The organism is Microbispora amethystogenes (assembly GCF_016863015.1).
GTDB classification, from domain to species: Bacteria; Actinomycetota; Actinomycetes; order Streptosporangiales; family Streptosporangiaceae; genus Microbispora; species Microbispora amethystogenes.
This window is the reverse complement of sequence record NZ_BOOB01000004.1, coordinates 29,263-53,480: the sequence shown is the minus strand read 5'-3', so window position 1 is coordinate 53,480 and position 24,218 is coordinate 29,263. Positions and strand designations below refer to the sequence as shown.

Sequence of the window (24,218 nt, the reverse complement as noted above, 5' to 3'; positions counted from 1 at the left end):
CGCCCGAGGGCGGGCCGCCGGACAGCCGCCCGGGCTCACGCGTCCCGGCGGGCCTGGCGTTCCTCCTCGTCGAGGAGCCACTAAGGCTTGGCCCTGCGCGGCGGCCGGTAGAGCCGCTTGACCGCGACACCGCCGAAGACGAACGACGCGAACAGGAACAGGCCCATGACCGCGTCCCAGGTCTCCTGCCCGGAGACCCGGGTGTAGGCGAGCATCACGGCCCACATCGCGAGCATGACGGCCCCGGGAAGCTGCGCGAACGGCAGGTTGCGCAGCTCCTTGGGGTTGTCGGTGTCGAAGTAGCGGGCCGCCCAGGTGCTGTCCGGCCCGCTCCGAACGAACCTGACGTGGTTGACGACGCCGAGGATCGCGAGCAGGGCGGCGGCGAGCACCGCCCACACCGGCGCGTGCGGGTAGCCCGCGACCTCGGCCGGGGCGGCCGCAAGGCTGTCCAGAGCGATCTTCCACCCCTTCGTCAGCTTCTCGGCCCTGAAGCTGAAGGGCCGGGTTTGCAGCTCCTCGCCGTCGATGGATTCGACGGTTCAGGCCGCGTCGTCGGCAGCGTGACTCACTGCCCAGCCCGCGACACCGCGCGCGGCGATGTTGCGGGCTGCGTTCACGTCGGCGTGCTCAGCGAAGCCGCATGACGTGCAGGTGAAGGTGGCCTGGTCGGGCCGGTTCTTCTTCGCGATGTGGCCGCACGCGCTGCACCGTTGGGAGGTGTGGCGGGGTTCACGTACACCACCGGTACCCCGGAACGCTGGGCCTTGTAGGAGATGAACGTCGCGAGCTGGTGGAAGCTCCACGAGTGCAGCGTGACCCGCTGGGGCTTGCGGAGCCGTACCCTCTCGCGGATGCCGCCCAGGTCTTCCAGGGCGACGCCGCGCGAGGTGCGTTGCGCCTCGGTCACGATGGTCTTGGATATGCGGTGGTTGGTGTCGGCCGCGAAGCGCGCTTCCCGGCCGGACAGTTTGCGCAGGAGCCGTCTCGCGGACTTGGTGCCCTTCGTCTGGAGGCGAGAGCGCAGACGGCGGTTGCGATGCCGTACCTGTTTCAACCGTCCGCCCGTGTGCCGGTCTCCGTCGCTGGAGCTTCATCTGTTCGGGCGAGCAGGCGAAGGGGATGCGGCCGGAGCGTCCGCGTGGGGTCCAGATGGAGACGGTGCGGGCGTCGTACTGCCAGGACAGGCATCGGTCGTCGTACGGCTGCGCGGCATCCTTCCGGAACCGGATCGGGTCGTTCTCGGCTTTGGCCCGCCGTTTGGACCCGATCGGGCCATGGTTCCCGGCTTTCAGGTTGGCCTTCAGAGTGGCGTATGCCCCGGCGACCTTCCGCGTGACGTGGATCGCCGGTTGTGCGGACAGGCCCATGGCTTTCAGGTCGCCGTAGACGAGGCGCTGAAGGGAGGTCCTGCCCGTGATGCCGGTAGTGAATGCGCGGCGGGGGGCGTGGTTGGCAGCCTGATTGCACAGGGCGAGCGTCTCCCTGAGCGCCGCCTCCGTGGTGGCGTCGGGGAGAAGTTTCACCTGCACGACCAGCTTCATGCCGGGATTTTAGTTGTTCGGAGGCGTCGCTGGAGTGGGATTGCGGTCGTTCCGTATGTCGTCTCTGCCGCTTTCCGGTCCTGAAACGGGCCGTCTGGTGTGGTGTCGGGCCGATTTTCGGCCGCGCACTCGCTGCCGCCGGCTCGCCAGTCCGGTATGCCGGTGGCGGCCGCCGCATCGTGTGCCCCGCCCGTGGGCCGTACGCTGGGCACGATCCCCGACGCACCCCCACGGAGGCCGCGATCAACCGCCTCGTTCTCTGGAACGTCGACCTCACGCTCGTCGACGTCGCCATCGTCACCCGCGACGCCTACGCGGCCGCCTTCCGGATGGTGACGGGACGGCCGCTGGTGAAACTCGCGCCCGCGGCGGGCCGTCCCGACTCCGAGATCGTCTTCGAGACCCTGGCCGTCAACGGCATCGCCGTCGAGGACCATCACCTGCCGAGGTTCCTCGACGCGCTGGCCGTCTGCTTCGCCGAACGGCGCGACCGCCTGACCAGGGAAGGGCGCGCGATGCCCGGGGCCAAGGACGCGCTCAAGGCCGTCTCCCGCCTCGACGGCGTCGTGCAGTCGGTGCTCACCGGGACCGTCAAGAGCAACGCCGTCCTCAAGCTCAAGGCCTTCGGCCTGGACAAGTGGATCGATTTCGAGGTGGGCGGGTACGGCGAGGAGGTCTATCCCAAGGCCACTCTGCTGCAGGTCGCCCAGGGCCGGGCCAAAGAGCGGCACGGTGCCGCCTTCACCGCGGGCAACACCGTGCTGGTCGGCGACTCCGCCCGCGACGTCCAGGCCGCCCGGATCGGCGGCGCGGCGATGATCGCCGTGGCCTCGGGCCGGTCCACCCCCGCCGAACTGCACGAGGCGGGCGCCGACATCGTGCTGCCCGACCTCACCAACCCCTCCGAGGTCGTCGCCGCCGTCGCCCGCCTCACCACCCCCGCCGGCCGTACGGGCCGCTGAGACGTCGACGTGTGCCGGTGCCCCGGCACGACCCTGCCTCTGGAGTACTGGGCCGGGTTCTGGTCCCAGTAGCCACGTTCTCCTGTCCGGCAGAACGAACGTGCACGTCAGAGTGGTAGGTGCAGGTCAAGGGGCGAGCCGCGAGTGGGCGATTCCTGAAAGCTTCACCGATCCTTGACACCGACAAGGTCGCCGTTGACGATGCGTCTGCCGGAAGTCCATCGTGCGGTGTCCCGGCCTGGGTCGGCCCCGCGTGCGCTGAGAGGTGCGTAGCCGTGGTCTGGACAAGACGGATGACCTTGGGCCTGAGCACGATCGTCGGCCTGCTGAGCATGCTCGCCACACCGGCAGTCGCCGGAGGAGCCGCCGTGGCGGCCGCCCAGGCGGCCGGGTGCGCCGCCACCACCTTCGGGATGCAGGTCACCGGCACTGGGCCGACCCCGACGGCGAGTTGCGTCAACGACGCCATCACCGCTGAGCCGAGCGTCACCCTCACCGAGGCCGACGCCGGCAAGACGATCACCCTCCGCGTCGGACAGACCCTCGGCATCTCCCTCCCCGCGGCGTACCGCCCGACCGTCGTCCGTGGACCGGCTCTCGTGAAGGCCTTGACCCGCGGCGGATACCCGACCGATCAGCCGCTGTTCGAGGTGTACCGCACCGGCACCGCCGGTTCCGCCGACGTGAGCACCGCTACCGACTACGCCTGCCTGCACACCACGCCCCGGTGTGCACTTCCGCAGAAGTTGTGGCAGGTACACATCGACGTCGTCGGCATCGGCGGCTGAACACCCGTCCACCAGGCAGCGGCGACAGGTGACGTGAGCTCACCAGGAACCTGGCCGCCAGGCTGGGGTGACGCTCGCCCTGGCCTTACCCAGGTGCCCGCGACGCGCCTCTCGGCCCTGCAGGTGAGCCGGGGGACGGGTGGTTCAGTACAGCTCGCTCCTTCCGGGGCTGCCGAGGAGGTCGACGAGCGCACAGGGGTCGCTCAGAGGGCTTTGAGGAAGCGGGCCGCGGCGGGGGCGGCCACCTGGGCTCCGGTGCCGCCGCCCTCGACCACCACGGCGAAGGCAAGGTCGCCCTTGTAGCCGATGAACCACGAGTGGGTGGGCGGGTTGGTCCCGGAGCCGTACTCGGCCGTCCCGGTCTTGCCGGCGGTGCCGGCGGGGAACGACACGCCGCTCGCGGTGCCCTCGCTGACGACGGCGGGCATGAGGCGGCGCAGGGCGGAGACCACCGCGGGTTCGAGCGGGCGCGGGGGAGTGCCGCCGTCCGGGACGAGCGCGGCCGGCACCAGCCGGGGCTGGCGCCAGGTGCCCGCGGCGACGGCGCCCGCGACCGCGGCCATGTTCAGCGGGCTGGCCAGGACGCGACCTTGGCCGATGGCGGCGGACGCGAGGTCGGTGTCGTCGCGCGGCGCGGGGAAGGCTGCGTCCACGGCGGGCACGCCGATCTTGATGCTCGCGCCGAAGCCGAAGTCGGCGGCCACCTTGGCCAGGCGGTCCGCGCCGAGGCGCCGCACCGACATCTCGCCGAACGTCGTGTTGCACGAGTGGGCGAAGGCGTCCACGAAGGGCAGCGCGCCGTAGTCGTGGAACCGCCCGTTCTCGTCTCGGGAGTTGTGGAACGGGAAGCCGCCGATCGTCTTCTCGGCCGGGCACTCGACGGTCTGGCCGGGCGTGACGCCGCCCGCCACGAGAGCGGACGCGGTCACGACCTTGAAGGTGGAGCCAGGCGGGTACGCGCCGAGCAGGGCGCGGTTGTAGCCGCCCGGCTTGTTCACCACCGCCAGGACCTCGCCCGTGGACGGGCGCAGCGCGACGAGCGAGGCGGGTTTGTCCACATCCTCAAGGGCCCGCGCCCCCGCCCGGTGCACCCGCAGGTCGAGCGTGGTCCGCAGCGGCTCGCCGGGCTTCGCCCCGCCCTCGGCGAGGGTGACGACCTTCGCGCCCGTCCGCGTGTCGACGAGGTCGGCCCGTGCGGACGCGGTGCCGTCCAGGCGGGAGCCGTACTGCTCGCGCAGCGCCTCCACGAGCTGCCTCACGGAGCCGGGAGCGTCCGGAGTGTCGATGCGGGTGCCGTCCGCGGCGGTCGTCGGGGCGCGCTCGGCGGGCACCGTGGTGAGCGTGGCCCGCACGCCGCCGGTCAGCCGCGGGTGGACGGCCGCCGGGGTCCAGGCGACCTTCCAGGCGCGGTCGCGCTCGACCAGCCGCAGCCTCCCGTCGTACGCGACGGGCAGCGGGCCGGTGAGCCGGGCCCGGAACCGCACGGTCTCCTCCTGGACGTCCCGCACCTGGAACCGCTGGCCGGTCAGCTTCAGGTCGTCGTGGAAGCGGCGGTAGGTGCTGTCGAAAGCGGACGGCGGGTCGGCGGTGAGTGCGCGCATCGCCACGTAGTCCGAGCGCGACCAGGCCGCGAGGAAGTCCCGCGCGGTCTCCTCGGGCGAGCCCTTCGTGCGCAGCGCCCAGATGGTCGCCCCCGCGGCCACCACCGGAACGAGCACCCCCGCCGTGACGTACGGCCACCGCCTTCGCTCTCGCATGTGTCCCCCTTGGATTCGAGTGCGCGTCAAGAGCAGCAGACCGGCCGGGAGTGTGTCCAATATGGATATCAACGCGCTTCATGTGCGGTTTGGATATGCTCCCAGCTCGTGGACCTTGTCCGGCATCTCGGCTACTTCCTCGTCGTGACGGAAGAGCTGCATTTCGGGAACGCGGCCGCGCGGCTCGGCATGGCCCAGCCGCCGCTGAGCCAGCGCATCAGGCGGCTGGAGGAGGAGCTGGGCATGCGCCTGTTCGAGCGGTCGAGCCGCCGGGTCGCGCTGACCGAGGCGGGCCGGCTGCTGGTGCCCGAGGCCCGCGAGATCGTCGCCAGGGTGGAGCGGATGCGCGACCTCATGGCCGACCTGGCGCGCGGCGACGCGGCGGTCGTGCGTGCGGGCGTGCCCGCCGACCTGGGCGCCCCCGTGCTCGCCGCGCTCATCGCGGGGTTCCGCGACCGCCGTCCCGACGTACGGCTGGCACCGGCCGAGATGGGCACGGCCGCGCAGGTCGCCGCGTTGCTTGAGGGCAGGCTCGACGTCGGGCTGCTGCGGCATCCGGTCGCCGCGGACGGGCTCGCCTACGGGCCCGTGCTCGTCCGGCACCCGGGCGTCCTGCTGGCCGAGGACGACGAGCTGACGGCCTGGGCGACCGTGCACCTCGGCGACCTGGCCGGGCGGGAACTGGTGCTGTTCCCCCGGGACGCCGAACCCGGCCTGTACGACGACACGCTGGCCTCCTGCCGCCGCGGCGGCTTCGTGCCCACCGCGATCACCTGCACCGACCGCGCGGAGTTCGCCCTCGGCCTGGTGCTGTCCGGCACGGCCGTCGCGTTCGGCGCCCCGGCGGAGACGCCGGGGGTGGTGTGGCGGCCCCTCGCGGGCACGCCCCTCGCCTGGCGCTGTCTCCCGGCCTGGCGGGCCGAGCCGGGGCCGTACGTGCGAGACTTCACGGCCGTGGCCGTACGGGTGCTGAAGGAGAGCGCGGGCATGGTGGACGAGGGAGCGCCGCCCACGCCCCGCGTGGCGCCGCGCCCGGCGACCGGGTTCCTCGCGTGAGCCCCGGCGTGGACCCGCTGGAGCGCGTCTTCCGGGGCGCCGGCGTCACCGGGTGGCTGCACGCCGTCGACGTCGACGGCGGGCGCGAGGTGGGCCTGCGGGCCGGCGAGCCGGTGGTGCTCGCGTCGGTCTTCAAGCTGCCCCTGCTGCTGGAACTGCACCGCCAGGCCGAGCGCGGGCTGCTCGACCTCGCCGGGCTCGTCCGCGTGCCGGCGGAGGGCCGTACGCGCGGGGGCACCGGGCTGGCGGCGATGCTCGACGACGCCACGCTGTCGCTGCGCGACCTGGCGTACCTGATGATGACGGTGAGCGACAACGCGGCGGCCGACGCGCTGCTGGCCCGGGTGGGCCGTGAGGCGGTCAACGCGCTGCTCGACCGTCTCGGGCTCACGGAGACGCGGGTGGTGCACGACTGCCGCGACATGCTCACCAGCCTGTGGGAGGACGCGGGCGTGGCGGACCAGTCCGACGTGACGCAGGCGTGCGCCGATCCCGAGGTGGTGGCGCGGCTGCGCGCGCTCGACCCGGCGCGGAGCAACCGCAGCACGCCCCGCGACATGACCCGGCTGCTGGCCATGATCTGGCGGGACGAGGCGGCGGGCGCGGCCTCCTGCGCGGCGATCCGCCGCCTCATGGCCCTGCAGGTCTGGCCGCACCGGCTGGCCTCGGGCTTCCCGTTCGACGACGTCGCGGTGAGCGGCAAGACGGGCACGCTGCCCACGCTCCGCAACGAGGTCGGGGTGGTCGAGTATCCCGACGGCGGGCGCTACGCCGTCGCGGTCTTCACCCGGTCGCTCAGCACGGCGCAGAACCAGCCGCGGGCCGACGCCGCGATCGGGGCCGCCGCCCGCGTCGCGATCGACCAGCTCAGAACCCACATATGACAGGGGCGTTCTGTGTGGGCCGCGAGGGTGACACGTGGCCCGGGCATGGCGAAGATGGGGGCATGGTCGAGGAAGGCGCTCTGCTCTGGGAACCCACGCCCGACGTCGTGCGTGCCGCCCGGATCACCCGATACATGGAACGGCTGGGCCACACCGGGGCGTACGAGGACGTGTGGAAGTGGTCGGTCGAGTCTCCGGCCGACTTCTGGACGTCGATATGGGACTACTTCGGCGTGATCGGCACGCGTGGCGACGGGCCCGTCATCCAGGGAACGATGCCGGACGCCAAATGGTTCGCCGGCTCGGCCCTCAACTACGCCGAGAACGCGCTGCGCGGCCACCCCGGCCGTACGGCGGTGGTCTTCCGCGACGAGTCGGGCAGCCGCTGGCAGTACTCGCTCGGCGAGATCCGCGAGGAGGTCGCCCGGGTCCGGGCGGGGCTGGTGCGGCTCGGCGTCGGACGCGGCGACCGGGTCGCGGCCTACGTCCCGAACATCCCCGAGGCGCTCATCGCGTTCCTCGCCACCGCCTCGCTCGGGGCGATCTGGTCCTCCTGCTCGCCCGACTTCGGCGCGCCCAGCGTGACCGACCGGTTCGCCCAGATCGAGCCGAAGGTGCTGATCGCGGTGGACGGCTACCGCTACGGCGGCAAGGCGTACGACCGGTCGGAGGTGGTGCGGGAGATCGCCGCGAAGCTGCCGGGGCTGCGGGCGACCGTCTGGATCCCCCGGCTCCGCGCGGACGCGCCCGAAGGCGCTGCGATCTGGGACGACCTGCGCGCCGAGCCGGCGCCGCTGGAGTTCGAGCGGGTGCCGTTCGGCCATCCGCTGTGGGTGCTCTACTCCTCGGGCACCACCGGCCTGCCCAAGCCGATCGTCCACGGCCACGGCGGGATCGTCCTGGAGCACCTCAAGTCGCTGTCCTTCCACCAGGACCTCGGTGAGGGGGACGTGTTCTTCTGGTACACCACCACCGGCTGGATGATGTGGAACTACCTCATCGGCGGCCTGCTGGCAGGCGCCACCGTCCTGCTGTACGACGGCAGCGCGGCCCATCCCGGCACCGAGGCCCTGTGGCGGCTCGCCGCCGAGGAGGGCGTGACCTACTTCGGCACGGGCGCGCCGTACATCGTGGCGTCGATGAAGGCCGGGCTGAGGCCGGAGGGCCTCGACCGGCTGCGCGGCATCGGCTCCACCGGCTCGCCCCTGCCGCCGGAGGGGTTCGCCTGGGTCTACTCCGAGGTCGGGCCCGGCGTGCAGCTCGGCTCGTTCTCCGGCGGCACCGACGTGTGCACCGGGTTCGTCGGGCCGGTGCCGCTGCTGCCGATCAGGGCCGGCGTCATCCCGTGCCGCTGCCTCGGCGCGTCCGTCGAGTCGTTCGACGCCTCCGGCGCCTCGATCGTCGGCGAGGTGGGCGAGCTCGTCATCACCCGGCCCATGCCGTCCATGCCGGTCATGTTCTGGAACGACCCCTCCGGCGACCGATATCGGGAGTCGTACTTCGCCGACTATCCGGGCGTCTGGCGGCACGGCGACTGGATCAAGATCCTCCCCGACGGCGGCTGCGTCATCTACGGCCGGTCCGACTCCACCCTGAACCGCGGCGGGGTGCGCATGGGCACCAGCGAGTTCTACCGGGTCGTGGAGCGGTTCGACGAGATCGCCGATAGCCTCGTCATCGACACCGGGCAACTCGGCCAGGAGGGCAGGCTGCTGCTCTTCGTCACGCTCGCCGACGGCGCGGCCCTGTCCGACGACCTGGTCTCCCGGCTGCGTACGGCCCTGCGCACGGAACTGTCGCCCCGGCACGTGCCCGACGAGATCCACGAGGTCCCCGGCATCCCCCGCACGCTGTCGGGCAAGAAGCTGGAGGTCCCCGTACGGAAGATCCTGCTCGGCACGCCGATCGACCGGGCCGCCAACACCGACGCCATGGCCAACCCCGAGGTCCTCTCCCACTTCGCGCCGGACCACTGAGATCGCCGTCTGTATAAGTACACTTCTAAGAAGTCCACTTATAAGAAGCGCACTTATATCGGGAGGGGCCATGAAGCCCGCCCACATCTTCGACCGTGATCGGGAATGGGCCGCCCTCAGGGCCTTCGCCGAGTCGCCGAGCCCGGAGATGCGGCTGGCGGTGGTGAGCGGCCGCCGCCGGCAGGGCAAGACGTTCCTCCTGCAGGCGCTCGCCGACGTGTACGGCGGCTTCTACTTCGTGGCCGTCGAGTCCACGTCGGCCGACGCCCTCCGGCAGTTCGGCACGGCCGTCGCGGCCTATCTGGGGGTGCCGGGCACGCTGGCGTTCGCCAACTGGGACGAGGCGATCGTCCATCTGCTGGACCACTGCGGTGACCGGCTGATCGTCCTCGACGAGTTCCCGTACCTGACGAAGGCCGATCCCTCGATCCCCTCGATCCTCCAGCGGGAGATCGACGGGCGGGGCGCGCATCGAAGCGCCGGGAGCCGGGTGCGCCTGGTGCTCGCCGGGTCCGCGATGTCGGTGATGGGGAGGCTCCTCGCCGGGCAGGCGCCGCTGCGCGGGCGGGCCTCGCTCGACCTGGTGGTGCAGCCGTTCGACCACCGGCTCTCCCGGCGGTTCTGGGGGATCGAGGACCTCCGGCTCGCGCTCCAGGTGAACGCCATCGTGGGCGGGACACCGGCGTACCGGACCGGTTTCGTCGACCACGAGGCGCCGGGCGACGACCTCGACGACTGGGTGGTCAGACGGGTGCTCGACCCCGCGGTGCCGCTCTTCCGCGAGGCCCGATATCTGCTGACGAACGAGATGGAGATCCGCGACGAGGCGCTCTACCACGCGGTCCTCGGCGCGATCGCGGCCGGGAACAACACGCGGGGCGGCATCGCCGGGCACATGGAGCGCAAGGCGACCGACATCGCCCATCCGCTCGCCGTCCTGGAGGACTGCCGGCTCATCCGCAGGGAGATCGACCCCATCCGTAAGCGGTCGCTCTTCCGCGTCGCCGAGCCGCTCGTCACGTTCTACGAGGCCATCATGCGCCCGGCCTGGAGCCTGCTGGAGCGGGGGTGGGCCGACCGGGTGTGGCGGGGCGCCGGGGCCAGGTTCGCGGCGCAGGTCGTGGGCCCGCACTTCGAGCACGTGTGCCGGGAGTTCGCGCTCGCCCACGACTGGAACGGCGAGTACGCGACCGAGGTCGCCGCGGGGATCGCCCCCGGCGGCGGCAGGGGGCAGAACATCGAGGTCGACGTGATCGCCCTCGCCCCGCAGGACGACCACCCGCGCCGGCTTCTGTCCGTCGGCGAGGCGAAGTGGTCGCAGACCATGAACGTCGGCCATCTCAAGCGCCTGGAGCAGGCCAGAGACCAGTTGCACACGCGGGGGCTCGACACGCGCGACACGGTGCTCGCCCTCTACAGCGGCGCCGGTTTCGACCCCGCGCTCACCGAGGCCGCCGCCCGCGACCCCCGCGTCCTCCTCGTCGGCCTCCCCCTGCTGTACGGCGGCCCGTGAGCATCCTCACCGCCTGAGCCCGCATTTCATGGTCTTCGTTCGGATGCCGCCCGCGCCCGGACGGCCGGCTCCGGTGCCGTCGGGGGACCCGGGCATCGGGGCGGAGATCATGGGGCCCCCGGACCACCACAGGTCGGTGCCGTTGGGGCCCGGGGTGGCGACGCGGTCCGTGGCGAAGACGATGCCGTCGAGGTTGACGTGTGGCGCACCTGGAGGGTCACGCGCGCCCGGCCGGCGTCGGCACTACACAAAGCAATGAACCGTTACAGACAACGGCTCAGTCTGTTCACACAGCCAGCACGTGAACGTCGTACTTGGCGATCTGTCCATCCCTGGTGACCAGGGAGAGATCTTCGCGCCGGGCTTGAGCGATCAGTAGCCGGTCGAAGGGATCGCGATGCAGAAGCGGCAGCATTCCCGCCTCAATGGCATGCCCGAAGCGGATGGGAAGTTCACGGAACTCGCTGTCGCGAATGCGTTCGACCAGGTCCCTGGGCGCGACCAATTTGCCGATGCTCTGCTTGATGGCCACTTCCCACAGCGTGGCGGGGCTTACGAAGACCTCTGGCTCCTGATCGATCATCTGCTTGATCTCATCCGTGAGCGTCGGGTCGTCACTCAGCCACCATAGGACGACGTGTGTGTCGAGGAGCATCCTCACGGCAGCAATCCGAAATCCCGTGCTATGGCGTCGTTGACCTCTGAAGAGTCCCAGTCGTCGGTCACCTGAAGGACTCCCTTCAGGGAACCCCTGCCGTGGCGGCTCACCTTGGTCGGAAAGGGAATGACTTTGGCCACGGGGCGACCGGCACGGCTGATGACGATCTCTTCGCCATGCTCGACCCGGTCGATGATGCGCGACAAGTTCGTCTTCGCCTCGTGGATGTTGTACTGCTCGGTAGCGCCTTCGGACATGCTCCACCTCCTAGCTAAGTTAGCTTAGTCCATCGCATGCTCAGGGCTCATCGATACGCGTTCGTACGCCTCCTGGAGGAGCTGGGACGCGCGGGGGCGGACGGGGTCCGGGCGGGGGGATGCCCAGGTGCGCCTCGCGCAACTCGTCCATCAGGTCTTCCCAGAGGGGCGGCCCGCCCTCCTCCAGCAAGCGTGCCCGTACGGCCAGCTCCGGTGTCGCCGGGAGATGGCGCAGGCCCCAGGAGCCGAGCGCGACCATGATCGGGACCGTCTGGATGCCCGCCTCGGTGAGGCTGTAGGTCCCTCGTCGTCCTCGCGCCGCCTCCTCGTGGGTCAGGAGCCCCTTGGCGACGAGGGCCTTGAGGCGGCTGCTGAGGATGTTCGACGCGATCCCCTCCATGGAGTTGGCCAGCAGGTCACGGAAGTGCCGGCGCCCCCCGAAGATCACGTCACGCAGCACGATGAGGCTCCACCTGTCTCCGAGCGCCTCCACCGACCCGTTGATCGGGCAACCCGACCGTGGCTCGTCCCTCATGCTCGACCTCCAGCTGGTTGCGTTTTACAACCACCTACTTTACGCTCTTCCTCAGTGGTTGCAATCTGCAAGCACTTCTGGAAATCAGGAGATCGACCATGTCGCGTGTCAGGGTGCACAACTTCGCCGTCTCCCTGGACGGCTTCGCCACCGGCGAGGGCCAGAGCCTTGAGGAGCCGTTCGGCCACGCGGGCGGACGGCTGCACGAGTGGTTCTTCGAGACGCGGACCTTCCAGGCCATGCAGGGGAAGACCGGCGGGAGCACCGGGGTCGAGGACGCCATCGTCCGTACGTGGGACACGGGCATCGGGGCGGAGATCATGGGCCGCAACAAGTTCGGGCCGCAGCGGGGCCCGTGGGAGAATCACGACTGGAACGGCTGGTGGGGGCCGAACCCGCCGTTCCACACGCCGGTGTTCGTCCTGACCCACCACCCCCGGCCCTCCGTGGAGATGGAGGGCGGCACGACCTTCCACTTCGTCGACGCCACCCCCGAGGAGGCGCTGCGTCAGGCCCGCGAGGCCGCGGGCGACCTCGACGTGCGCATCGGCGGCGGGCCGAGCACCGTCCGCCAGTTCCTGGCCGCCGACCTGGTCGACCACATGCACGTCGCCGTCGTCCCGATCGTCCTGGGCCGCGGCGAACGACTGTGGGACGGGCTGGAGGAACTCGAGAAGCGCTTCCGCATCGAGTCGGTGTCCACCCCCAGCGGCGTCACCCACATCACCTTCACCCGCCCGTGAGCGCAGCCCGCAAGCCCAGAGTGTGAAACCAGCCCGCAAGCCCCGACACGAAGGCCGACTGACATGACCGAACACCAGGTTTCCGAGCAGCAGGTTTCCGAGCAGCAGGTTTCCGGGGACGACGTTCCCGGGCATATCGCGCCGGTGGACATCACGTGCGTGAACGTCGTCTCCAAGGACGGCACAACCCTCGCCGTCGACGTGATCGGCCAGGGCGCGCCGGTCATCCTCATCGGCGGCGCGTTCAACGACCGCTCGACCGTGGCCGCGCTCGCCGCCGAGCTCGCGCCGGCGTTCACCGTGCTGACCTACGACCGGCGCGGCCGGGGGGCCAGTGACGACAGGAGCGAGGACTACCAGGTGGCCAACGAGGTCGCCGACCTGGCGGCCGTCATCGAGCACGCCGGCGGCCGGGCCTCGGCGTTCGGCCACTCCTCCGGCGCCGTCCTCGTGCTGGAGGCCGCCAGGCGCGGACTGCCGATCGACCGGGTCGCCGTCTATGAGCCGCCGTACCACGCCGACGAGAACCAGCCGCGCCTGGCGGCCGAGGTCTACGACCGGCTCAGGGCACTGGTCGCGGCCGGGGACCGCGACGGTGCGGCGGAGCTGTTCCTCCGCGAGGCGGTCGGCGTCCCGGCCGGGGCGATCGCCGGGATGAAGGCCGGCGAGGGGTGGGCGTTCATGGCGGACAAGGCCCCCAGCCTGCCGTACGACGTGCTGGTCACCGCGCCCTGGCAGGGGACGCCGCAGGAGCGGGTCGCCGGGATCGGCGTGCCGGTGCTGGCGGTCTACGGCGACCGGACCTCGCCCGGCCTCGCGAAGGCGACGGAGGCCGTCGCGGCGGCCCTTCCCGGCGCCGAACTGCGGGTGATGCCCGGAGAGGACCACGCGGTGCTGCAGCGCCCGGCCGCACTGGCGCGCATCCTGACGGACTTCTTCGCCTGACCGTCCGCCAGGCCGTACAGCCGAGGAGATGCCGTGCCGCACGGCCGAGGGGTGCCGGGCGGCCGGAAATTGTCGGAGCGGGCGGATACCTTCGTAGCGGCATGCGAATCGATGAGGCGATCACCGGGCTGCTCGGCAGGGAGCATCCTGCCGCGCTGCTGCGTGCCGAGATAGGGCGGGCGGTCGCCAGCCACGGCGGCCTGGTGCTGGTCGCCGGTGAGGCCGGCATCGGCAAGACCACACTCGTCGCCAGCGTGGCGGAGGAGGCCAGGCGCCTGGGCGCGCTCGTGCTCGGCGGGTCGTGCTGGGACTCCGACAGCGCCCCTGGTTACTGGCCCTGGGTACAGGTCCTTCGCGGGCTGCGGCGTTGCGCCGCGCCGGGGGAGTGGGCGGCGGCCGAGGAGGCCGGGGGCGCCGGCCTGTCCGCCCTGCTCGGAGAGTCGCCGGGCGGCGACGCGGCCGAGGGCTTCCGGTTGTACGACGCGGTGACCAGTGCCCTGGTGTCGGTCTCGCAGAGCCGTCCCCTGGTGGTCGTCCTCGAAGACCTGCACTGGGCCGATCCCGCGACACTCCGGTTGTTGGAGTTCGCGGCGCAGCACACCTGGTTCGAGCGGGTGCTGCTGGTGGGCACCTACCGTGATGTCGAGGTGGAGTCGCCGGATCATCCGCTGCGCCCTCTCGTGCTGCCGCTGACGGCGCGGGCGGCGACGATCACCCTCACCGGGCTCGGACGGGAGGAGGTCGGCGCGCTGATGGCCCACGCCGCCGGCCGGGAGCCGTCCGCCGATCTGGTCGCCGAGGTGCACCGGCGCACCGGCGGCAACCCGTTCTTCGTCGAGCAGACGGCGCGGCTGTGGAGCGGCGGCGGCTCCGTGACCGCCATCGCGCCCGGCGTCCGTGACACCCTGCTGCGCCGGCTGTCCCTGCTGCCCCGGCCGGTCATCGACCTGCTCAGCACCGCCGCGGTGCTCGGCCGGGAGTTCCACCGTCCGGTGCTGGCCGCCGTCGCCGAGACCTCCGTCCTCCCCCTGGAACGGCTGCTCGACCAAGCCGTGGCCGCCCGCCTCGTCGTGCAGCGAGGGGGAGACTCGTTCGCGTTCGCCCATGACCTGTTCCGGCAGACGTTGTACGAGTCGCTGGACGAGGGAGAGGCGCCCCGCCTGCACGCCGCGGTCGTCCGGGCCGCCGACCGGTCGCCCGGTCTGGCGGAGCATGTCCTGCCTGCCGACCTGGCCCGGCACGCCTATCTCGCCGGAGACCGGATCGAAGTGTCCGTCGCGGTGGATCGGCTGCTCGCCGCCGCCCGCGGCGCCGCGGGCCGCCTGGCGGTCGAGGAGGCGATCGGGCACTACCGCAGGGCGCTGGAGCTCGCGGCGGCCGGCGAACCGCGCAGGCGGGTCGTGATCGCGATCGACCTGGGCCGCGCGCTCGTCCACGGCGACGACCACGACGGCGGGCGGCGGGTCTTCGAGGAGGCGGCCGCCGTCGCCCGGGAGGCCGGCGACCCCGAGGTGCTGGCCCGTGTCGCGCTGGCCGTCCACGGTGTCCGGGGCGACGGCGACCAATCCGACGGTGACGGCGACCAGTTCGCCACCGGCCTGCTGCGGGAGGCGCACGGCGCGTTGCTCGGGAACGGCCGTGTGCCCGGCGAGGAGCTCTCTCCCGACCGGCTCGCGCGGGAGCTGGCCGTGCAGGTCGCGGTGCTGGCCAAGCGCGGCCAGGACGACGAGGCGCTGACCTTCGGCCTGTGGGCCTATCACGACGCGATCTGGGGTCCGGGGACGGCGGCGCAGCGGGCGGAGCTCACCGGCGAGGTGCAGGCACTGGCCCGGCGTACGGCCGACGTGGAGATGGAGAGCGTCGCCGCCGCCCTGCGCTGGGTGGCGCTCCTCGAACAGGGAGATCCCGGATATCTCGCCCAGTTCCGGGAGTTCGTCGTGCTCGGCCGCCGCAGCGATCTGCCCCGCATGGACATGGCAACGGTGGCCGACCGGAGCATCATCGGCGCGCTCACCGGCGACTTCGACGAGGCGGAGAGCCTGCTCGACGAGCTCACCGGGTTCACCTGGCAACACGGGCACGACCAGTTCGGTTACATGCTGCATCACCACCGCTGGGCCGTACGGCTGCTCCGGGGCAGGTTCGACGACCTCGACGAGGTGCACCGCACGCTGCGCAGGAGCCGGCATCCGTGTCCGGGACTGCTGGAGGGGATGACCGCGCTGCTGCGGGGCGACGGCGGCACCGCGCTGCGTCACTACCGCGACGCCACAGCCGGGGGAGAGCCGCGCCTGCGCTCGGCCCGGCCCCTGTGGCTGCGGTTCCAGGCGATGATCGCGGCGTGGTCGCGCGATCCGCGGTTGTGTGACAAGGCCCGGGCCGATCTCGACCCGTACGCCGGCACCTGGGCGGTCTCGATGTACGGCTGGGACATCGGCGGCCCCATGGTCTTCTGGCGCGCCCTCGTCAACGCGGCGCAGGAGCGGTGGGACGAGGCGATCGAGGGGTTCGCCGCCGCCCGGCGGTCCGCCGATCTCCTCCTCGCCCGCCCCTGGTCGGTCGAGGCGCGGGCGCATCTCGCCGAGGCGCTGCTGGCGCGGGGCCGTCCCGGCGACGCGGAGGAGGCCGGGACGCTGCTGGCCGACGTGGAGAGCGAAGCGGACCGGCTCGGCATGCGGCACGTCGTGGCCCGCGCCCGCCGGGCGAGGCGGCGCGCGTCCCCGTCCGGCCGCTTACCCGGCCGTACGCAGGGCGATACGCCCGGCCGTGCGCCGGACGGAGCGCCGGGCCGTGCGCCGGACGGTGGGCCGGGCCGTGCGCCGGACGGTGCGCCGGGCCCTGCGCCGGACGGTGCGCCGGACGGAGCGCCGGGCCCTGCGCTGGACGGTGGGCCGGGCGCTGTGTCGGGCCGTGCCCCTGGCGCTGTGCCGGACGACGTGCCGGTTCACGGGCCCGGCCCCGCGCCCGGCCTCGTGCTCGGTGTGGGCGACGAGTTCCGGCGGGACGGCGCGGTCTGGACGCTGACGTTCGCGGACCGCACCGTGCGCCTGCCCGACGCCAAGGGCCTGCGCGACCTCCACAGGCTGCTGGGCCACCCCGGGGCCGACCTGCCCGCCGTACTGCTGCTCGCCCCGGAGGGCGGCCGGATCGTCGTCGCCGCCCGCGGGATGGGCGGCGACGCCGTCCTGGACGAGGAGGCCAAGGCCCGTTACCGGCGCCGGCTCACCCTGCTCGACGAGGAGATCGACCGGGCCGTCGAGCGGGGTGACGACGCCAGGGCGGCGGAGTTCGACCGGGAGCGGGCGGCGCTGCTGGCGGAACTGCGCTCCGCCTCGGGCCTCGGCGGGCGCGACCGCCGCCTCGGCGACGAGGCCGAACGTGCCCGCAAGGCCGTCACGGCCCGGATCCGCGACGTCCTGCGCAAGCTCGACGGGCTCCACCCCGAGCTGGCCGCCCATCTGCGCGGCGCCGTCTCCACCGGGGCGACCTGCCGATACCAGCCCGATCGCGAGATCGCCTGGCGACTGTGACCCTCTGAGACCCGCTGACTCACCTGCGGTTGTACAGGCGCATGGTCAGCGCGCCGAAGACCGCGACACACACCGCCCCGCTGACGAGCACCCAGGTGATCTCCCCGGTGTCGGCGGCGCCCGACATCAGCGAGCGGGCCGCGGTGACCAGATGTGAGATGGGATTGACGCCCACGAACGCCTGCAGCCAGCCCGGCATCGTCTCCGGGTCGACGTAGACGTTGCTGAGGAAGGTGAGCGGGAAGAGCACCAGCATGCTGATGCCCATCACCGACTTCTCGCTGCGCAGCAGCAGGCCGAACATCGTCCACACCCACGAGAAGGCGAACGAGAAGGCCACCAGCAGGGCGATGGCGGCCACCACGCCGACGACGCCGCCCTGCGGGCGGAAGCCCAGCACCAGGCCGACCACGAGGATGACCGTCGCCGCCATCGTGTAGCGGAACATGTCGCCCAGCAGGTAGCCGACCATCGTGGACGGCCGCCAGATCGGCAGCGTGCGGAAGCGGTCGAAGACGCCCTTCTCGATGTCCTTGTTGACCTCGACCCCGGTGTACATGGTGATCATCACGACGCTCGTCACCATGATGCCCGGCAGCAGGAACTGCAGATACTCCGTCGGAGAGCCCGCGAGCGCGCCGCCGAACAGGTAGGTGAACATCAGCGTCATCATGATCGGAAACGCGGTGACGTCGAAGAGCTGCTCGGGCACGTGCTTGACCTTCAGCATCGCCCGCCAGCCGAAGGTCAGCGAGGCCGACAGGGCGCCGGGGCGCGGTGGGCGTGCCCCCGGCGCCAGGACCGCGCCCAGCGTCTCGGCCGCGGGGACGAAGGACGTGCCGGTCTCGGTGGTCGTGGCGCTCATACCGTCGTCTCCTCGATCTCGTACGTCTCCTTGGCTCCGTGCGTCTGCCGGGCCTCGTGCCCGGCTCGGCCGGATCGGGCGGCGGGCCGGTCCGCCAGAGCGGAGCCGGGTTCCCCGGCGCGGTTCCCTGCGGGCACGCCGGCCGGGGTGCGGCCGGTCTCCCCGGCGGGCGCGCCGGTCAGCGCGAGGAACACCTCGTCGAGGCTGGGCTGGCCGAGGGAGAAGTCGTCGACGACGATCCCGGCCGCGGCCAGTGCCCCGAGGGCGCGGGAGGCCCGCTCGGCGCCCGCGTCGGCGTCCCGCGCCGCGACGCGGGCGGTCAGCGCCACGGGATCGGCATCCAGATGGACGTCGGTGCCCAGTTCCGCGGCCAGCACGCGCTCGGCCGCGGGCCGCTGCGCGGGGTCGCGCAGCCGTACGTGGACCATGCCCGCGCCGACGGATGACTTCAGCTCGCCGGGGGTGCCCTCGGCGATGACCCGGCCGTGGTCGACGACCGCGATGCGCCCGGCCAGCCGGTCGGCCTCGTCGAGATACTGCGTGGTGAGCAGCACGGTCGTGCCGTGGGCGACCACGATCCGGACGATGTCCCAGACCTGGTTGCGGCTGCGTGGGTCCAGGCCGGTCGTAGGCTCGTCCAGGAACAGCAGGTCGGGCGTGTCGAGGATGCTGGCCGCGATGTCCAGCCTCCTGCGCATGCCGCCCGAGTAGGTCTTGACCTGCCGGCCCGCCGCGTCGGTCAGCCCGAATGCCTCCAGCAGCCGCGCGGCCCTGTCTTTGGCCGCGGCCTTCCGGTGGCCGAGCAGCCGGCCGAGCAGGACGAGGTTCTCCGCGCCGGTCATCTCCTCGTCCACGGAGGCGTACTGGCCCGTCAGGCTCACCCGGGCGCGTACGGCGTCGGGTTCGCGCAGCACGTCGTGGCCGAAGACCCGCGCCTCGCCGCCGTCCGGGCGCAGCAGGGTCGCCAGCATCTTGACCGCGGTCGTCTTGCCCGCTCCGTTGGGGCCGAGCACGCCGTACACGGTGCCCGCGGGCACCCTGAGGTCGAGCCCGTCCACCGCCCGGTTCTTGCCGAATATCTTGACCAGGCCCGATGTCTCTATCGCCAGGTCCGTCGTCCGGTCCCGCATGATCTGTCGTCTCCTTCTGTTCAGCCGTTCACAGAGGAGGCGCCAGATCCGGGGTACTCAGCCGCTAGATCCGATCTGGCGGGGGACGCGCGGCGGCGGGACGGTCCTCCCGCGCCGCCGTGGACCGGACGCCTATGACGCGGGGGCCCGGCCGAGGACTTCGCGGGCCGACCGTGCGACGGCCTCATCGATCATCCGTCCCCGGGCGTCGACGGCGACACCCGTACCGGACTGGTTCGCGGCGCGCAGCCGTGTGACGACGTCGCGCGCCGCGGCGATCTCGGCGGGCGACGGGGTGAACACCTCGTTGATGACCGGCACCTGGCGGGGGTGGATCGCGGTGCGCGCCCGGAAGCCCTCGCACAGCAGGGCGCGGGTGCTGGCGGCGAGGTCCGCGCGGGTCGCCGACAGGTCGGTCTCGACGGGCGCGATCGGTGCGGCGAGCCCGGCCGCGGCGGAGGCCACCACCAGGGCCGCCCGGTGCGGGGCCAGTTCCGCCCGGTCACGGCCGGGCCGTACGCCGAGCTCGGCGGCGAGGTCCGCCTCCCCGATGCCCAGGCGCAGCACGCGCGGAGCACGGGCGATCTCGGCGACGGCGAGCAGCCCGCGAGCGGTCTCGATGACGGGGACCATCCGCATCACGCCCGCCGGGAGCCCGGCGGCGCGCTCGGCCGCGGTGAGCAGGGCGTCGACCCGGGCGAGCGACTCCGGATCGGCCTTGGGCACCCAGACGCCGGCGCAGGAGGCCGAGGTCACGGCGGGCACGTCCTCGTCCAGGCGGTCCGCGTTCACCCGCACCCACAGCTCCGACCCGTTCGGCGCGGACCCGGCCGGAGTGGGCCCGTTCGACGCGGACCCGGGCGAAGCGGCCGGGGAAGATGTGCCAAGAGCGGACCCGTGCGGAGTCGATCCGCTCCGAGTCGATCCGCTCCGAGTCGATCCGCTCCAAGTGGATCCGCTCGGGCCGAATTCGTTCGGGGTGGCCGGGGGAGGTGCGCCCGGAGCGGGACCGTCCGGTGCGGAGGCCGCCGCGCCCTCGTCGGCGAGTCCGGCGAGTCCGGTGAGTCCGGCGAGGAACGCCGCCACCACCTCGCGTGCGGTGTCCTTCGCGGGCGGGGCGACGGCGTCCTCCAGGTCGAGCACCAGCCCGTCCGCCCCGCGCTCGCGTGCCCGCGCGAGCTTCTCCCGCCGGTCTCCCGGCACGTACAGGTAACTGCGCGCCACCATGCGGCCCGGCCCCTCCTGTTCGGTCACCTTTCGCCTCAATCCCGTACGGTCGGCCGGCGCAGGTAGACGCCGTCCGCCTCGCCGGTGACCTTGCCGTCGGCGAGGATCCGCCGGCCGCGCAGGAAGGTGTCGGTGACGGCGGCGGTGAGCTCGAAGCCCTCGAAGGGTGTGTACTCCTGCGCCGACTCCGAGTCCTCCGCGCGCACCGTCCAGGTCACCGACGGGTCGACCAGCGCGACGTCCGCGTCGTAGCCGACCTGGAGCGCGCCCTTGGTCCGCAGCCCGAACCGCTGGGCGGGGTTCCACGAGGTGAGCTGTGCGATCCGCTGGTACGACAGCCCGCGCCGCCCGCCCTCGGTGACCAGTCCGGGCAGCAGATACTCGGCGCCGCCGAAGCCCGACTTGGCCAGGAAGACGTCCTCGGGCGGGTTGCCGAACTTGAGCTCCTCCCGGCAGCACGCGTGGTCGCTGACCACCCAGTCGAGCTCGCCGTCGAGCAGGTGCCGCCACAGCGCCTCGACGTCCTCGCGCGGGCGCAGCGGCGGGTTGACCTTGCCGCCGAGGCCGTGCGCGGTGTCCACGTCGGCGAGCAGGTGGCCGATGGTGACCTCGCGGCGGAAGTCGATGTGCGGGAACGCCCTCGCCATCCGCAGCGCGGCGTCGACCGCCTTGGCCGAGCTCAGGTGCAGCAGGTTGATCTTCGGCAGGCCGGTCTCGTGCGCCAGGTACGCCGCGATCGACACGGCCAGGCCTTCCGAGTGCGGCGGCCGGGACGCCGAGTACGCCGCCAGGCCGGACAGCGACGAGTCGGCCTCCACCAGCTTCGTGTACGCGGTCATGATCTCGGCGGTCTCGCAGTGCAGCCCGAGCGAGATCTCGTCGGCGAGGTCGGGGAACCGCTCCCGCGCCGCCTGGATGCCGCGCATCACGAACTCGAAGTGCGCGAAGTCGTACCGCTCGCCCTCGGGCGTCATCAGGAACGCGCTCTGGTCGCTGGACCGGCCGTGCAGGCCGTGCCCGCCGTAGAACATGAAGATCTTGAACGAGGTGACCCCGAACCGCTCGATGAGCATCGGGATCTCGTCGATGTGCTCGTTCATCATCGGCGCCAGGTGGAAGGCGTAGTCGACCAGTGCCCGTCCCTCGGAACCGGCCAGCACCTCGGGGAAGAACTCCGCGTACGGGCCGCCCTTGTTGAGGTAGTACTGCCCGGTGCGCATGTAGTTGAGCGCGGAGGTGACGCCGCCCTGGGCGCACGCCCGGCTCTCCACCTCGGTGTCGACGGACAGCGGGTTGTAGATGCCCCAGTGCTGGTGGGCGTCCACCACGCCGGGGAAGGCCAGCCTGCCTTCGGCGTCCACGACGGTCGCCGCGTCCTCGGCGGGGATCGAGGGCGCGAGGCGGGCGATCCGGCCGTCCGCGACGCCGATGTCGAGTCGTTCGGGCTCGGGCCGGTCGTGGTCGACGACGAGCGCGTTCGCGATGATCAAATCGAGGGCCATGAATCCTCCTGAACTGACAGCCGGGCGAGCAGCGAGCCGATGACGGGCAGGGAGGGACCGGTGCCGAGCGTCAGCACGGCCCGCTCCACATCCGCGGCCGCGCCGGGCGGCACCCGTCCGGCGACGTTGTCGCGGAACTTGCGGGCGAGCTCCGCGTCGGTGAGCGGGCGCCGCGGGCCGCCCCGGTTCTCCGGCACCTCCTCGACCCATTCGGCGCCGTCGTGGGTGGTGACCGTGAGCACGGCCGGGAACTGGTGGGGGAAGATCTCGTCGCAGCGCGCGTCGGGGACGACCTCGACGCGGGCCATGAGCGCCCGGCGGGCCGGGTCGGCGGCGAGTTCGTCGGTGTAGTCGGCGAGACCCGCGCCCAGGCCGGACCCGCCGAACAGGCCCACCGCGACGGCGTACGGACCGGAGAACTGGGCCTGGTAGCCGGTCTGCGGCTCCCGTTTCCCGGCGATCGGCTCGCCGATCGTGCGGACCACCGCCGACGGCACGCCCAGCGTCGCCGAGCGGACGTCCTCGGGCCGCACCCCGCGCTTCCGGAGCAGGGCGGCGGCGTCCACGGCGGTGTGCGTGAAGTGGTTGGCCGGGTAAGGCTTGAAGAAGATGCCCGGCACCTCCCACTGCTCGCCGAGCCCGTCGGTGACGGCGGAGGGGTCGTAGCGGTCCCGGACGAACGCCTCGAAGAACCCGAACCGGCCCTCCAGCACGGTGGGCGGCCCGGTGAACCCGCGGCGCACCAGCTGGGCGGCGGTGACCGCGGAGTGCGCGGCCCAGCCGCAGTGCAGCCGCTTGACCGTCCCGCCGGTGCGGTTCGCCTCGATCACCCCGGCCGCCATCGAGGCGGTGACGCCGAGCGCGTGCCGTACGCCCTCCTCGCCCAGGCCGAGCAGCAGGGCCGCGGCGACCGCGCCGCCCATCGCGCCGCAGATCGAGGTCGCGTGCTGGCCGTGCTCGAAGAACACCGAGTTGCCGAGCTCCGGATCGTAGGCCGCCATGCCGAGCCGCACCGTCGTCTCCAGCCCGACGGCGATCGCGCTGACGACGGCGGCGCCGTCGGCGTCCGCCACCTCCGCCGCGGCCAGCGCGGCGGGGACGACGGCGGCGCTGGGATGCAGCACCGAGGGCAGGTGCGTGTCGTCGTAGTCGAGGGAGTGCGCGGTCACGCCGTTGACGAACGCGGCCCACGCGGCCGGCACCGGGCGCGGCGCGCCGATGGCGTGCGCCTCCGGGCGGCCGCCCTGCTCCACCACGTGCTCCAGCGCGGCGCGGCTGGTGGGCAGGTCGCCCGCGGCGACGCACAGCCCGAGCACGTCGAGCACGCGCCGCCGCACGCTGGCCGCCACCGCTTCGGGCAGCGCGCCGGCCGCCGTCCTGGCGGCGAACGCGGCGAGTTCCTCCGCGAGGGTCCGGTCAGGCACCGGTGACCACCGCCAGCGGGCGCGCCGGGGAACCGGTGGCGCCGTAAAGGGCCAGGGGGCTGAGCACGAAGAGGAACTCGTGCACCCCGGCCGCGGCCAGGTCCTCCAGCGCCATCGCCTCGATGATGTAGATGCCGTGCTCGACCAGCAGCACGCGGTGCGCGGGCAGCGCGGCGTGCCCGGCGCCGGGGGCGAGCCGTTCGAAGGCGATGGTGTCGGCGCCCACCGCGTGCACCCGGCGCTCGGCGAGCCAGCGCGCCCCCGCCTCGGACACGCCGGGAACGCCGGAGTCCTGCCCGATGTAGACGTTCCGGTCGGGGTCGTCGAAGTGCCGGCCCCAGCCGCTGCGGATCAGCACCACGTCACCGGCCTCCGGCGCGGTGCCCTGCCGCCGTACGGCGGTCTCCAGGTCGGCCGGGGTGATCTCGTAGCCGGGCGCGCAGTGCCGTTCGCCGATGGCGGCGGGCACGTCCAGCAGCACCCCGCGGCGGACGATCGGCTCGATGGTGTGCGCGCCGAGTTCCTCGTACCGCCCGCCGACCCCGGCCGCCGCGGCGTCCCCGCCGCCGTACAGGCGGCCGTCCTGCGAGACGTGGGCGAGGGCGTCGATGTGCGTGCCGACGTGCGTGCCCATGCTGATCAGGTCGTTGGCGGCCGATCCGCCGTCGGCCCGCACCCGGTCGCCGTGACGGCGCGGGAGGGTGTGCCAGTACGGCGGGTGGTTGGGCGACTGCGGCATGCCGATGGTGAACGGCCTGCCCAGGTCGTAGATCCGCAGCCCGCCGCCGGCGATGCGCAGCAGCGGGTCCCCCTTCGTCGCGGTCGTCATGCTTCCTCTCGTTTCACTGCCTCGCCCGTACGCGGGCGGGCTCGGCCGTGTCGCCGCTTCCACCGCGCTGTCACGCGCGCTTCTCATTCGGAC

At 72.5% G+C, this 24,218-nt stretch carries 21 protein-coding genes and 1 pseudogene; 9 read left to right on the top strand and 13 right to left on the bottom strand.

Annotated elements, in window-relative coordinates; translation table 11 throughout:
• Positions 1–80: 80 nt before the first annotated feature.
• The 3 genes and pseudogenes from Mam01_RS03370 to Mam01_RS37515 all read right to left on the bottom strand — a co-directional run.
• The gene (locus tag Mam01_RS03370) at positions 81–392 is read right to left on the bottom strand and encodes a hypothetical protein (protein ID WP_204284023.1); all 312 of its coding nucleotides are present in this window, start codon (positions 390–392) and stop codon (positions 81–83) included.
• A gap of 150 nt (positions 393–542) precedes the next feature.
• On the bottom strand, positions 543–806 hold the full coding sequence (locus Mam01_RS37520; protein ID WP_307819798.1) for a zinc ribbon domain-containing protein: 264 nt from the start codon (positions 804–806) through the stop codon (positions 543–545).
• Positions 785–910 (bottom strand): annotated as a pseudogene (locus Mam01_RS37515) (RNA-guided endonuclease TnpB family protein); the annotation flags it as partial. The gene Mam01_RS37520 and the pseudogene Mam01_RS37515, both read right to left, overlap by 22 nt.
• Positions 911–1,786: 876 nt before the next feature.
• Here Mam01_RS37515 and Mam01_RS03360 point away from each other — a divergent pair.
• Together Mam01_RS03360 and Mam01_RS03355 are read left to right on the top strand one after the other, a co-directional pair.
• Positions 1,787–2,506: an HAD family hydrolase gene (locus Mam01_RS03360; RefSeq protein ID WP_204284164.1), complete on the top strand. Its 720-nt coding sequence runs from the start codon at positions 1,787–1,789 to the stop codon at positions 2,504–2,506.
• Between the two features lie 275 nt (positions 2,507–2,781).
• A complete protein-coding gene (locus tag Mam01_RS03355; protein ID WP_204284022.1) occupies positions 2,782–3,294 on the top strand; it encodes a hypothetical protein in 513 nt (170 codons plus the stop codon).
• Positions 3,295–3,497: 203 nt separating this feature from the next.
• On the opposite strand, the gene Mam01_RS03350 is transcribed toward Mam01_RS03355, so the two are convergent.
• Positions 3,498–5,051, bottom strand: a complete 1,554-nt coding sequence (locus Mam01_RS03350) for a penicillin-binding transpeptidase domain-containing protein (RefSeq protein ID WP_204284021.1) — start codon at positions 5,049–5,051, stop codon at positions 3,498–3,500.
• Positions 5,052–5,159: 108 nt separating this feature from the next.
• Between Mam01_RS03350 and Mam01_RS03345 the strand changes: the two genes are divergently transcribed.
• The 4 genes from Mam01_RS03345 to Mam01_RS03330 all read left to right on the top strand — a co-directional run bounded on the left by Mam01_RS03345 (position 5,160) and on the right by Mam01_RS03330 (position 10,480).
• Positions 5,160–6,107: a LysR family transcriptional regulator gene (locus Mam01_RS03345; RefSeq protein WP_204284020.1), complete on the top strand. Its 948-nt coding sequence runs from the start codon at positions 5,160–5,162 to the stop codon at positions 6,105–6,107.
• Complete coding sequence (locus tag Mam01_RS03340) at positions 6,104–6,991, top strand: serine hydrolase (RefSeq protein ID WP_239100999.1); 888 nt, start codon at positions 6,104–6,106, stop codon at positions 6,989–6,991. The genes Mam01_RS03345 and Mam01_RS03340 overlap by 4 nt, the downstream gene beginning before the upstream one ends.
• A gap of 62 nt (positions 6,992–7,053) precedes the next feature.
• Positions 7,054–8,967, top strand: a complete 1,914-nt coding sequence (locus tag Mam01_RS03335) for an acetoacetate--CoA ligase (protein ID WP_204284019.1) — start codon at positions 7,054–7,056, stop codon at positions 8,965–8,967.
• 70 nt (positions 8,968–9,037) lie between these two features.
• Complete coding sequence (locus tag Mam01_RS03330; RefSeq protein WP_239100998.1) at positions 9,038–10,480, top strand: AAA family ATPase; 1,443 nt, start codon at positions 9,038–9,040, stop codon at positions 10,478–10,480.
• A gap of 286 nt (positions 10,481–10,766) precedes the next feature.
• On the opposite strand, the gene Mam01_RS03320 is transcribed toward Mam01_RS03330, so the two are convergent.
• The 3 genes from Mam01_RS03320 to Mam01_RS03310 are packed head-to-tail and all read right to left on the bottom strand — an operon-like array spanning position 10,767 to position 11,930.
• A complete protein-coding gene (locus Mam01_RS03320; protein WP_239101029.1) occupies positions 10,767–11,135 on the bottom strand; it encodes a type II toxin-antitoxin system VapC family toxin in 369 nt (122 codons plus the stop codon).
• 2 nt (positions 11,136–11,137) lie between these two features.
• Positions 11,138–11,395 carry a type II toxin-antitoxin system Phd/YefM family antitoxin gene (locus Mam01_RS03315; protein WP_204284017.1) on the bottom strand — a complete coding sequence of 86 codons (258 nt, stop codon included), beginning with the start codon at positions 11,393–11,395 and terminating at the stop codon, positions 11,138–11,140.
• A gap of 40 nt (positions 11,396–11,435) precedes the next feature.
• Complete coding sequence (locus Mam01_RS03310; RefSeq protein WP_204284016.1) at positions 11,436–11,930, bottom strand: winged helix-turn-helix transcriptional regulator; 495 nt, start codon at positions 11,928–11,930, stop codon at positions 11,436–11,438.
• Between the two features lie 98 nt (positions 11,931–12,028).
• Here Mam01_RS03310 and Mam01_RS03305 point away from each other — a divergent pair, with 98 nt between their 5' ends.
• The 3 genes from Mam01_RS03305 to Mam01_RS03295 all read left to right on the top strand — a co-directional run bounded on the left by Mam01_RS03305 (position 12,029) and on the right by Mam01_RS03295 (position 17,148).
• Positions 12,029–12,673 carry a dihydrofolate reductase family protein gene (locus tag Mam01_RS03305; RefSeq protein WP_204284015.1) on the top strand — a complete coding sequence of 215 codons (645 nt, stop codon included), beginning with the start codon at positions 12,029–12,031 and terminating at the stop codon, positions 12,671–12,673.
• 63 nt (positions 12,674–12,736) lie between these two features.
• Positions 12,737–13,618, top strand: a complete 882-nt coding sequence (locus tag Mam01_RS03300) for an alpha/beta fold hydrolase (protein ID WP_204284014.1) — start codon at positions 12,737–12,739, stop codon at positions 13,616–13,618.
• Positions 13,619–13,719: 101 nt separating this feature from the next.
• Positions 13,720–17,148, top strand: a complete 3,429-nt coding sequence (locus Mam01_RS03295) for an ATP-binding protein (RefSeq protein WP_204284013.1) — start codon at positions 13,720–13,722, stop codon at positions 17,146–17,148.
• Between the two features lie 19 nt (positions 17,149–17,167).
• On the opposite strand, the gene Mam01_RS03290 is transcribed toward Mam01_RS03295, so the two are convergent.
• From Mam01_RS03290 to Mam01_RS03265, 6 genes are all read right to left on the bottom strand, one after another.
• Positions 17,168–18,013, bottom strand: a complete 846-nt coding sequence (locus Mam01_RS03290) for an ABC transporter permease (RefSeq protein ID WP_204284012.1) — start codon at positions 18,011–18,013, stop codon at positions 17,168–17,170.
• Positions 18,010–19,143, bottom strand: coding sequence for an ATP-binding cassette domain-containing protein (locus tag Mam01_RS03285; RefSeq protein WP_204284011.1), 1,134 nt, complete (start codon positions 19,141–19,143; stop codon positions 18,010–18,012). The genes Mam01_RS03290 and Mam01_RS03285 overlap by 4 nt, the downstream gene beginning before the upstream one ends.
• 132 nt (positions 19,144–19,275) lie before the next feature.
• Positions 19,276–20,397 carry an HpcH/HpaI aldolase/citrate lyase family protein gene (locus tag Mam01_RS03280; RefSeq protein WP_204284010.1) on the bottom strand — a complete coding sequence of 374 codons (1,122 nt, stop codon included), beginning with the start codon at positions 20,395–20,397 and terminating at the stop codon, positions 19,276–19,278.
• An 8-nt stretch (positions 20,398–20,405) separates the two neighbouring features.
• Positions 20,406–21,872, bottom strand: coding sequence for a dihydroorotase (locus tag Mam01_RS03275; RefSeq protein WP_204284009.1), 1,467 nt, complete (start codon positions 21,870–21,872; stop codon positions 20,406–20,408).
• Positions 21,857–23,296 (bottom strand): MmgE/PrpD family protein, encoded by a 1,440-nt coding sequence (locus Mam01_RS03270; protein WP_204284008.1) that lies wholly within the window; start codon positions 23,294–23,296, stop codon positions 21,857–21,859. The genes Mam01_RS03275 and Mam01_RS03270 overlap by 16 nt, the downstream gene beginning before the upstream one ends.
• Positions 23,289–24,125 (bottom strand): cyclase family protein, encoded by an 837-nt coding sequence (locus tag Mam01_RS03265; protein ID WP_204284007.1) that lies wholly within the window; start codon positions 24,123–24,125, stop codon positions 23,289–23,291. Before Mam01_RS03265 ends, Mam01_RS03270 begins: the two co-directional genes overlap by 8 nt.
• Positions 24,126–24,218 lie beyond the last annotated feature (93 nt).